This is a genomic window from Bacillus sp. FSL W8-1127 (assembly GCF_038006725.1).
GTDB classification, from domain to species: Bacteria; Bacillota; Bacilli; order Bacillales; family DSM-4216; genus Bacillus_O; species Bacillus_O smithii.
This window is the reverse complement of the sequence record NZ_JBBOVU010000005.1, coordinates 1-8,674: the sequence shown is the minus strand read 5'-3', so window position 1 is coordinate 8,674 and position 8,674 is coordinate 1. Positions and strand designations below refer to the sequence as shown.

Here is an 8,674-nt window from a genome sequence, read left to right as displayed (position 1 = left end):
AAAATGTTCCCGTTGTGGGAACGAAAAAGAAATGCCATTATCTGAACGTGTATATAAATGTACTTGCGGCATTGTATTAGATCGTGATCACAATTCAGCAATCAATATCAAAAATGAAGGATTGCGCTTGTTAGAATTAGCATGAAAATACAAACTCCCGGAACAGGAGGGTTAGCTCGGTCAATTTCCTGTCATGAGACAGGATTACCCGAGAAGCCCCCACTTCAAGCAACCCGAAAGGGTGGTAAGTGGAGGGTAGTTCACAGTTTCGTAGGTTTTTAATTAGAACTTTTATCTTTGGGTGTTTTCCGATAAACAGTAAAATAAATAAATGCAAAAAGGAAGAATAATGTTTGAATCACATTTGTTACTATTTTTAATTCCGAATAATCAAAAAAGATATGACCGAGACAATACGAACCTGTTACAACAATCAGAAATTTCAAAAGGGATTTCATTATTTCCATCTCCTGTTATTTGCTTAGAATAGTAAAAATACAATTGCTCTAGCTGTGATTCCTGCTAACCAACTTGACACGCCAATACTTTTCAATCGTTTTTCTATAGCATCTTCTATTGTTCCACTAAAGTCAATAACAACATTAAGAGTACTCATAACAAATTGATATGCTAAGTATTTTTTTAGTGTGCTTTTTGCACTACTTGAAATTGGAAGTTTGGCTATGTAATTTCTAACTGTTCTATCCCAAGACACTTTTCCAATTTTTTGCAGTTTACTAATCATAGATTTTGCGGCAACTTTTGCAGCAGTTGATTTTACACCTAGAGTAGTAATACCACTATCTTGTTGTGCTTGTTGTGGAAGATTGGATTGGATACCATATTGAATATCTTCTGCCGAAATTCCATGTTTTTGCAATTCAATTTCTAACTCTATGAGCTTTTGAATTTCTTTTTGAGATAGTTTTGTATTCGCTTCTTGGTTTGTTACCGTCTGTGCTTTTGCATTTACTGCAAAAGATGTAGATACAGAAAGTAAAAGTGCTGTTGCAACAGTTACGTGGATAATTTGTTTTTTCATTAAAGTTTCCTCCTATAAATATCTGAATCTCTTGATACTCTCCCACCCTTTTAAATAGAGTTGGGAACATGATATTTAATATAATTACTCCAGTATTAATAATTGAAACAATTGTCTGAATCATAAAAACGACTCCTTTCTTTAAATTCAATTTCAAATACTTTAGCAGCTGAATTGTTTCTTTTTAAGAGCATAAGACGATTTTTTTCATGAATTTAAAAAAGCGCCACTCTCTGCCGTTATTCATCCTTAGAAAGGAGCCTATTGCAGACAAATTATTCTTAGATTCATAGCAAAAAAAGTGGGACAAACGTGGGATAAGCGTGGACCATTTATGGGATTTTAGTGGGCTATTCGTGGGACTTTAGTGGACTTTTTGTGGGCGAATCGCCTTTTTTATGTACCCATCGTTTTATCAGGCACTGCCTGATCCCACACCTTCGGTGGGGGCAAAAACTCCTTATGCTCTTGCATTTTTCTACCACGCTGAAATCTCAGATATTTCAGAATATTTTTATCAGTTTCGTGATACAATTGTAATCGTGTATAATACGGATACGATCTTCAAGGGGGGATCGGCTTTAGGCAGAATAATCCACCCGTGGCCTATAAACTCAAGGGTGGATTATTTTTTTTGGTTAAAAGACAGTATTGAAACAGAGGTCGAGGGCAGCATACCGATTCACTGTTTCCCTGCCAACCTAATTGCTTTACGTTTAAACTGTTCAAAAGAAATCTCTCCTGCTGCTTTTGCAATGACTAGATCCTCAATTTCTTTCGTTACTTTTAAGCCTTCGATTTCAAGTGAAGCTTTTACAGATGCAAATTTCTTTTGTAACGTCTCCTTTGAATATTTCATGAGTCTTCACTCCCTTCTAACCACTGAGCAAGGTCTCCAAAATTCGTCGACAAAATGAAGCCGAATTTTGCATTTAACAAAACACTTATACGCATAACGAAAAATAAATTTGTCTTAGAGCCCCATAGTGCACAATTTTCGAGGTTCGATACACCTTTGTATCAGCCTTCTTATTTTCCTTTCCTTTTTTTGGAAAGGAAACGTGAAAAAAAACCTTTTTGTGTCTCTTTTTCTGCTATGGCGGCTTCGATTCTAGCTTGCCTAAATTCTAAAGCGTGATTCAATGATTCCATAAGTTGTCGATCACGTTTCTCCAATGACTCTTTGATGAATTTTTCTTGTTCTTGAACTCGTTCCGTTAATTGTCTATTGACTTCCTTGATCTCTTGAAGCTCTTTTACTATATCTTCAATCATGTTGAGTTTATCCAACTGATCCATCAACTTATTGAATCGGTTATCATATTGTGCTATATCGCTTGACTCTTGTTGATTTGACTGGATTTTTTCAAGTGTATCGCTTTCCGCTTCATCTCGTATCTTTTGTTTCTGATTGAATACGATCATTTTCGCAATACGTTCCACTGGCATGGCGTTCTTTTTAGATAAATTTTTTACTTCATTGAAAACAAAAACATCGTTATCCGTATAGATCCTGAATCCATTTTCGTTTTTTATGAATCTATAACCTGCTTTTTCCAATGCTTGAGCGTATTTTCTTACCGTTGATTCCGCTATGTCGACCATATTCGCTATATCTTTAGTGCCGTATTCTTTCCCAATGTTGTTGTTATTCATGACCCATTCACCTCTAGATACATATTTCAACACAGGTCATATCGTATCCTTTAACGTCTTTCCGAAAGAAGTCTCCCATCCTCTAGGAATGTGAAGGTGCGAATAGCACCAATGAGTAGGTGGGAGATGAATTTCGGTTGGCTTTAGCCAAAGTTATTTTTCCAATCCCTTTCTCAACAATTCTAAGATTGCGGCTGTTCTAGTTGGAATCCCATTTTCTTTTTGATATTGCTCCAATTTTTCTAATATCGTCTTAGGCATACGAATTTCTACACGTTCTTGTCCGATTTACCGTTGACACTTCCCCATAATTTGCCCTCTCCCGGCGGAAAAGAAAGAGGACTCCCATAATCATAATATAGGAGTCCTCTCCAGGAGCGCTTATTAGCGCTAAAGGCTTCTTGCTTCCGTAAAATTAACCAAATTTACCTTTTTCCTTGCCTACACGAAAAACAAATACACCCCAAGCAATAACAACTAGCAAATTATAAGCTTTAAGCAAACGAGGTCTAGGATCAAGTATCATATTAATAATGAAACCCAGCACAGATAAAAATAAAAGTATAGCTAAAAAAATTTGATTTTTTTTACTCATCACCTATCAATCCCTTATTTAGAAAACGACCAAAACAAAAGCTTTAGAAACATATTTAGCAACTGTTTTATTAAAACCATGTTTAACAAGATAACTTGTCAATGCACCCTCTATGGTATCACCAGAGTTTGCAGCAAAATCTAAGAATTTATTGATAGACTCCCAGTGAAAAACAACTAGTTCAGTCCCGGTCATTGACTCTACTTTGCTGATCATTTTATTCCAACTATCCGAAAAATGTATCACAACAATTTTACAATAATATGGAATTGTTTGTCCAAATAATTGTTTCTAATAGGGCTTATTCGCCCTATATTCGCCCATATGGCGATTTTTATAGACTACTAGACTTTTTTATAAGGGGTAAGCCTTAAAAAGGCCTAGAAGCCAAAATAAAGGCTTCTACGGTTTTGCCTTTCCCCTCGTTTTGAGGTGGGAGGCTGGCTGGGGGTGTGGGGGCTAGCCCCCACGGTCTTTCTGCGTGTTTAAATATGGCGTAAGAATACCCATCACGGACGGATGAGCTGGGCGGTTCGGCGGGTACAATGGACGGAGCAAGCTGACCTCCGAAAATCCTCGTTTTGAGTCTGGTCGGCTTGGCGACAGGCCAGCACCCGCCGAATTTCGGAATGCAAGGGTTTAGGGTGGAGATTTTTTCGGCGTAGCGAACCCGAAGGGCGAAAAAATACTACCCGTCCAAAATATAAAAGTGAATTTCCATTCCTAAAAGAAGTGGATTCTTTAGCTTTGGCAAATGCACAAATGAACTTACAGACTGCTTATAAGAATTTCTTTGAAGGAAATGCGGATTTTCCAAAGTTCAAAAATCGTAAAGCAAAACAATCCTATACAACTAATATGGTCAACGGAAATATTAAGCTAGAAAATGGTCATATCAAACTGCCAAAAATCAAAAAGCCAATAAAAATGAAACAGCATAGAGAGATACCTGCTGATTATAAAATCAAATCTTGCACTATTTCTAAAACAAAGACAGGCAAATACTACATTTCAATTTTGACAGAATATGAGAAAGATATTCGTCCAGTTAAAATACAGAAAGTTGTTGGTTTGGATTTTGCTATGGATGGTCTATATGTCGAGAGTGAACAGGGTAAGAAAGCCAATTACCCACGTTACTATCGGCAAGCCTTAGATAAATTAGCAAAAGCACAACGAATTCTTTCTCGAAGAAAGAAAGGTTCTGCAAGATGGGAAAAACAACACCTGAAAGTGGCTAAGCTACATGAAAAGACAGCGAATCAGCGCAGAAACTTTCTTCATCATAAGTCAAAAGAATTAGCAACAAACTATGACGCTGTGATTATTGAGGACTTAGACATGAAAGGCATGTCTCAAGCCCTCAACTTTGGAAAAAGCGTTCATGATAACGGCTGGGGGATGTTCACTACTTTCTTAGCGTATAAGCTAAAAGAACAGGGGAAACAACTTGTGAAAATTGATAAGTGGTTTCCCTCCACTAAGAAGTGTTCATGTTGCGGCAAGGAAAAAGAAATGCCATTATCTGAACGTGTATATAAATGTTCTTGCGGCTTTGTATTAGATTGCGATCACAATTCAGCAATCAATATCAAAAATGAGGGATTACGCTTATTAGCATAAAGAATAATAACTTTCGGAACGAGAGGGTTAGCTCGGTCAATTTTCTGTCATTAGACGGGATTACCCGAGAAGCCCCCACTTCAATCAAACCGTAAGGTTGATAAGTGGAGGGTAGTTCACAATCATGCTTCAATCTTGTTTTCAGAAGATCTCCCTTTTTGATTAATAGATACCTAGAGTATCCAGATCACTTTTATTTCCTTTCACGTCTTCAAGCCAGTTATAAAACACAGGACGAGGAGAAGGTTTGACCGTTATATGATTTTGTTGTTGGCGTTTAAGTTCCTCGATTTTGGCTCGTCTCATTTCATCAGAGAGTACACGGTCAACATAAGCCGATAGATACTTAATGCCACGGTTAGTTCGTTTTTGTGTTTCATTGATTTTAATCGCCACATATTTAACAATTTTTTCCAAAGGTTGGATTTCTCCTTTAACATAACTATTAATCTTGTTATCAAAAGGTAAACCTAAAATGGTAGCAAACGTATTTAACGGTGAATCCTTTGGCGCCGTAGGCTTTTCGGTGTTTTCTACTTCGCAAACTTCTTCGCAAAGTGACAAATCCAAAATAGATGCAATACGTTCAAAATTCGCATGGCTGCGGAAAATGAATACAGGTGTTTTGGCTCCGTTGGACTTCGGATTTTCCCTATAGCAAACAACAACTTCGCCAGAATCTTTTAAAAGTCTGATAGCGTTGTCTACTGTTCGCAATGAGACATCTAATTTTTCTGCTAGTGTTTCACGTCCATTGAACGAAAAACCGCGATCAGTAGCCTTCCACACAATTTCATCAATAACCAATGTTGTTTTTTGGGCTTTACGGAATTTGCGGCCTAATGATTCAGCAATACGGTTCATCAGTTCATTTTTGATTTTTCGTCTCTTGTAAATGAATTCTGTCACTCTTTCAATCTCTTTAAGTTCTGTAAATTGTTCGTTAGTGATGATTTGCATTTTTTCGTCTCCTTCTAATTTTTCGGAAACGAAAAAGGACGCGCCGCCATCTCTTGGCAAACACGTCCTAAATGTTCTAAAATTAACCCCTTGCGCAACTGACTGTTTCCAATGTACAATATGGATATAAAAACAGTAGTTAATGCAGGGATTCTTGACAGGTGTTTGCCGTAGGGTGGTTACGGCGAACGGTGTAAGAGTGTTGGCGCACTACTTACACACGTCGAGAATCCTTTTTCATTTTCCGTTCCTATTAACTTAATTTTAATGTTACTATCAGTCTACCATTTCGACAAGAACTTTTGTGTTAATTTATGGTTTTTTTTTATGCAAGAGCATAAGGAGTTTTTGCCCCCACCGAAGGTGTGGGATCAGGCAGTGCCTGATAAAACGATGGGGTCAAAAAAAGTGAGTTTTCTATATAGTTTCTATATAGTTTCTATATAGTTTCTATATGGTTTCTATATGAACTCTATATATCATTCTATATAGTTTCTATATGCTTTTTTTGCATTTTAATGAAAAAAATGAGAGTGCCCATTTACATACCTTACATGCAGGTATTCAATAGGGTTCGAATGTTTCGAATAATATTGCGCACAATAGGACCCGTAGGGAGTAAGATATGAGCTACTCTGGAATAGTTGAATAGAGTTTTTGGGCTGTATGAACAGCCCAATTTTTTTATTGACCCTGAAACACGCTAAAATGTTTCAAGACATTTTGTGTTTCTTCTTCTGTGATCCCGATATACCGGAGAGTCACGGAAGGATGAGAATGGTTCAAAATTTCTTGCAACATGGCAATATCCTTCGTGGCTTTATAAAACCAATAGCCAAATGTTTTTCTGAGCGTATGATTGCCAACATGCTCCACTCCGGCAAAATCAGCCGCCTTTTTCAGCTGGCGGTAAGCCTGTGTCGGTGTAATCGGCCGGTTTCCTTTCCTGGATGGAAAGAGCCACTCACTGTCTAATCCAGCTGCGTATTCATACACTTCCTCAAAACAATGGCCAATATAAATATCGCGGATTTTTTGGGTTTTCCCTTCTTTTACTCGTAAAACCTTCTCTTTTTTGTTTTTCAGCCTCAGAATCGCTTCCGTTTTGATTTTAAGCAGGTCTCCAACCCGTAGGCCAGTTTCACACCCTAACACAAATAAAATGTAATCTCGGGGCAAACAGTGGCGTTTTAACGCCCATTTCATATCGTCTAATTGCTGCTGACTACGAATCGGCTGCACATTTTTTGGTGTCGACATCTTTTCTCCTTCCCTTGAAAATCAACGATTTGAATGTACGATTTTGTAGGATACCTCGATCATATCGAAGAAAAAGGGAAAAGACAAGAGAATAAGCGAAAATGAATGTATGATTTTATACAAATTCGTACATTTGTTCAAAACTAAAAAAGGTAGGGGAAAGTTAGGGAACTTGATACGTATCATTTTTTGTGAAAATGTATATACTTTGTATATACTTAAAAGACGGAAGGTGGTATAATTGAATTCCAATAAAGGAGAAGGGGTGGAAACTATGGCAATGGCAACAACTGTTCAAAAGTGGGGAAATAGTCTTGCAGTTCGTATCCCTAAAGATGTTGCTGAGCGAGTTGCGATTCATCAAGGCTCCGAAATCGAGTTAAGAGTTATAGATGATAAGAAAATCACATTAGTTCCAAAACAGAAGAAATACACGTTAGAAGAACTTTTAAAGCAAGCAAAGCCGGAAAATCGTCATAAGGAAATTGATTTTGGTATTGAAGGGAATGAATTAATTTGACCCAAGCACCAGACCGTGGGGATTTGGTTTATCTAAATTTCAACCCACAATCTGGACACGAACAAGCAGGACGTCGCCCAGGTATTGTATTGTCCCCGAAAGAATTTAATGAAATAACACGATTTGCACTTATTTGTCCAATTACAAACACAGTAAAGGGTTGGCCTTTTGAAGTAGAGCTCCCAGAAGGTTTAGCCATTCAGGGAGCTATTTTGACTGATCAAGTTAAAAGTTTAGATTGGGTATCCAGAAAGATTCAAATTAAGGATCAAGCACCACCCGAAATTGTAACTGAGTGTTTGAACAAAATACATACTTTTTTGTAAAAAGATAAAAAGCATCAAGAGCTTCTCTCAATAGCCTTACAGAGAAAAAAAAGTTAAAGCTGAAAAAGATGCTGCCACTCGCTAACCTCTACTTCTGTCTTCGGGGTTCGGGACTTACACCCTATAGTTCATGTACATGCCGGGCGCACATAGAGGGCTAATGCCAAGAGGGTGTAAATCATGCGCTCGTGTCAACTCCTTAAATTCTCCCTCGTTCGTTCCTCACTCAGTCCGATTTACCGTTGACACTTCCCCATAATTTGTAATCAAAAATAAAAGGTGCTATAACTGATTACAGAGATTGTGCCTTTTCCATATCTTTTTAACTTCGTAGATATGGAAAAAAAGAGCAATTCCTCATAATAGGAATTGCTCTTTTTTTTATTTACCTATATCATCGTATTCTTAAAACCACGTACAAGCCCAAATAAGAGATTTTTAATGTTTTTGTTTATCTTTGATATGCAACTGAAAAAAGATTAGCGCTAAAACAAATAAAATTATCGGAATAACTATTAAACTAGAACTTAATAGAGTATAGGTCGTATCTCCATCCATTCTCCCCGTTTTTATTTGTAAATTTCTATAAAATGTTGCTAATTGAATAACAAAAATCATTATTAGACCAGTTATAAAACTAAGAAGAGAAAACTTGAAGTACATAAATAACCTCCAAAGATTTTGGTATAATC

Annotated in this window: 11 protein-coding genes and 1 pseudogene; 4 read left to right on the top strand and 8 right to left on the bottom strand. The window is 37.1% G+C overall.

What is annotated here, in order from left to right; translation table 11 throughout:
* On the top strand, nucleotides 1–145 hold a 145-nt coding region (locus tag NST12_RS17035), incomplete at its 5' end, for a zinc ribbon domain-containing protein (RefSeq protein ID WP_341102657.1).
* A 336-nt stretch (nucleotides 146–481) separates the two neighbouring features.
* On the opposite strand, the gene NST12_RS17030 is transcribed toward NST12_RS17035, so the two are convergent.
* From NST12_RS17030 to NST12_RS17010, 5 genes are all read right to left on the bottom strand, one after another.
* The gene (locus tag NST12_RS17030; RefSeq protein ID WP_328202417.1) at nucleotides 482–1,042 is read right to left on the bottom strand and encodes a hypothetical protein; all 561 of its coding nucleotides are present in this window, start codon (nucleotides 1,040–1,042) and stop codon (nucleotides 482–484) included.
* A 682-nt stretch (nucleotides 1,043–1,724) separates the two neighbouring features.
* Nucleotides 1,725–1,901 (bottom strand): antitoxin VbhA family protein, encoded by a 177-nt coding sequence (locus NST12_RS17025; RefSeq protein ID WP_328202414.1) that lies wholly within the window; start codon nucleotides 1,899–1,901, stop codon nucleotides 1,725–1,727.
* 170 nt (nucleotides 1,902–2,071) lie between these two features.
* Entirely contained in the window at nucleotides 2,072–2,698 is a 627-nt protein-coding gene (locus NST12_RS17020; protein ID WP_328202412.1) for a hypothetical protein, read from the bottom strand.
* Between the two features lie 415 nt (nucleotides 2,699–3,113).
* The gene (locus tag NST12_RS17015) at nucleotides 3,114–3,293 is read right to left on the bottom strand and encodes a hypothetical protein (protein ID WP_004439447.1); all 180 of its coding nucleotides are present in this window, start codon (nucleotides 3,291–3,293) and stop codon (nucleotides 3,114–3,116) included.
* 18 nt (nucleotides 3,294–3,311) lie between these two features.
* Nucleotides 3,312–3,509: a hypothetical protein gene (locus NST12_RS17010; protein WP_341030551.1), complete on the bottom strand. Its 198-nt coding sequence runs from the start codon at nucleotides 3,507–3,509 to the stop codon at nucleotides 3,312–3,314.
* A 474-nt stretch (nucleotides 3,510–3,983) separates the two neighbouring features.
* Here NST12_RS17010 and NST12_RS17005 point away from each other — a divergent pair.
* Nucleotides 3,984–4,916: pseudogene (locus NST12_RS17005) on the top strand (RNA-guided endonuclease InsQ/TnpB family protein); the annotation flags it as partial.
* A 162-nt stretch (nucleotides 4,917–5,078) separates the two neighbouring features.
* Here the strand turns inward: NST12_RS17005 and NST12_RS17000 are convergent.
* Entirely contained in the window at nucleotides 5,079–5,876 is a 798-nt protein-coding gene (locus NST12_RS17000; RefSeq protein WP_328202420.1) for an HTH domain-containing protein, read from the bottom strand.
* A gap of 684 nt (nucleotides 5,877–6,560) precedes the next feature.
* Nucleotides 6,561–7,136 (bottom strand): tyrosine-type recombinase/integrase, encoded by a 576-nt coding sequence (locus NST12_RS16995; protein WP_327805864.1) that lies wholly within the window; start codon nucleotides 7,134–7,136, stop codon nucleotides 6,561–6,563.
* A 280-nt stretch (nucleotides 7,137–7,416) separates the two neighbouring features.
* Here NST12_RS16995 and NST12_RS16990 point away from each other — a divergent pair, with 280 nt between their 5' ends.
* Together NST12_RS16990 and NST12_RS16985 are read left to right on the top strand one after the other, a co-directional pair.
* Nucleotides 7,417–7,656, top strand: coding sequence for an AbrB/MazE/SpoVT family DNA-binding domain-containing protein (locus NST12_RS16990; protein WP_081473003.1), 240 nt, complete (start codon nucleotides 7,417–7,419; stop codon nucleotides 7,654–7,656).
* Nucleotides 7,653–7,982, top strand: coding sequence for a type II toxin-antitoxin system PemK/MazF family toxin (locus tag NST12_RS16985; RefSeq protein ID WP_003352727.1), 330 nt, complete (start codon nucleotides 7,653–7,655; stop codon nucleotides 7,980–7,982). Before NST12_RS16990 ends, NST12_RS16985 begins: the two co-directional genes overlap by 4 nt.
* A gap of 438 nt (nucleotides 7,983–8,420) precedes the next feature.
* Here NST12_RS16985 and NST12_RS16980 read toward each other — a convergent pair.
* A partial coding sequence (locus tag NST12_RS16980; RefSeq protein ID WP_341102647.1) for a hypothetical protein occupies nucleotides 8,421–8,674 on the bottom strand: 254 nt, incomplete at its 5' end.